At 72.7% G+C, this 1405-nt stretch carries 2 protein-coding genes; one reads left to right on the forward strand and one right to left on the reverse strand.

Annotated elements, in window-relative coordinates; genetic code table 11:
• Nucleotides 1-68: 68 nt before the first annotated feature.
• Complete coding sequence (locus ACFPZL_RS13215; protein ID WP_218114094.1) at nucleotides 69-902, reverse strand: PHP domain-containing protein; 834 nt, start codon at nucleotides 900-902, stop codon at nucleotides 69-71.
• 89 nt (nucleotides 903-991) lie between these two features.
• On the opposite strand from ACFPZL_RS13215, the gene ACFPZL_RS13220 reads away from it, so the two are divergent.
• The coding region (locus ACFPZL_RS13220; RefSeq protein WP_382335828.1) for an aminopeptidase P N-terminal domain-containing protein at nucleotides 992-1405 on the forward strand (414 nt) is incomplete at its 3' end.

The following is a 1405-nucleotide window of genomic DNA, read 5'->3' on the forward strand; positions in this document are numbered from 1 at the left end:
GCAGGCCGGCGGCGAGGCACGGGAGCCCGAGGCCTCCGTCGCGGAGTAGCTCGGCCTAACGGCTCGGCTCACCCCGGCACGGCGGCGAGCGCGCGGATGCCGTCCCACGTCTCGGCCGAGCTGCTCCGCTCCCCCAGACGGTTCGGCTTGCCCGCCCCGTGGTAGTCGCTCGCACCGGTCGCGGTCAATCCGAGCTCAGCTGCCGCGCGCTCGAGCTCGGGGAGCCAATCGTCCCGGTTCTCCGGGTGCTGCAGTTCGATCCCCCAGAGCCCGGCGGCTGCGAACTCTCGCAGCTCGTCGGAGCCGACCGGCGTGCGCTGGCGGTACGCGGCCGGGTGCGCGAGCACGGGCACGCCGCCCGCAGCGCGCACCATGCGGATCGCCTCGGTCGTGTCGATGGCGGAGCTTCCGAGGTAGTACGGGGACGCCGGATGCAGCGCCTGCGTCAGCGCCGCGGTCCGATCGGTGAAGTAGCCGGCCGCGACGAGGGCATCGGCGATATGCGGCCGGCCGACCGTTCGCGCATCCTCGCTGCCGACGACCTCGTCCCAGGTGATGCGGAAGTCGGCGCCGAGCCGGCGCACCATCTCCCGGGCCCGCGCGACCCGTGAACGGCGTACCTCTGCGAGCGCGTCGAAGAGTTCCCCCGCAGCCGGCTCGATGCCGAAGGCGAGGAGGTGTCGCGAGCGGTGGTCGTGCTTCGTCGTGATCTCGATGCCCGGCAGAAAGTCGATGCGGGCCAGGTGCGCGGCCTCGCGCGCCTCGTCCCAGCCGTCGATGGTGTCGTGATCGGTCAGCGCAAATCCGGCGAGCCCGGCCTCTGCCGCATCGGCCGCGATCTGAGCCGGTCGCGTGGTGCCGTCGCTGTGCACGGAGTGCGTGTGCAGGTCGTAGCGGCGCATACAGCAATGTTAGGCCCGCGTCGCACGCACCCGGCCCAGACCTGGGCGGCGGTCCGCGTCCGCACAGGCAGGGGTGGGAGAATGTACGGATGAGCGAGACACGTACGCACGAGGCCGAGATCGACAACAGCAGCCGCTCCACCGCACCGGGCGGCGATGCGTTTCTCGGCTACATCGGCGCCGGATGGGCCGAGCGCGGGGCTGAGCTTCCGCCGCAGCGGGAGGCCGCCGGGTACGCGGCGGATCGCCGTGCCGCCCTCGGGCGTCTCTTCACCGGCGAACGCCTCGTCATCGAGGCGGGCACCATGAAGCAGCGCTCCAACGACACGTTCTTCCCGTTCCGTGCGCACAGCGCCTTCGCCCACCTCACCGGGTGGGGCAGCGACGCCCAGCCCGGGGCGATCCTCGTCCTCGATCCCATCACCGCCCGAGGCGATGGCGCCACGAACGGTGCCGCGGACAGCACTGCGGACGGCGGCCGGCACGCCGCCTCGGCGAGCGCC

The sequence above is a fragment of the Leucobacter soli genome, from assembly GCF_042659205.1.
GTDB classification, from domain to species: Bacteria; Actinomycetota; Actinomycetes; order Actinomycetales; family Microbacteriaceae; genus Leucobacter; species Leucobacter soli.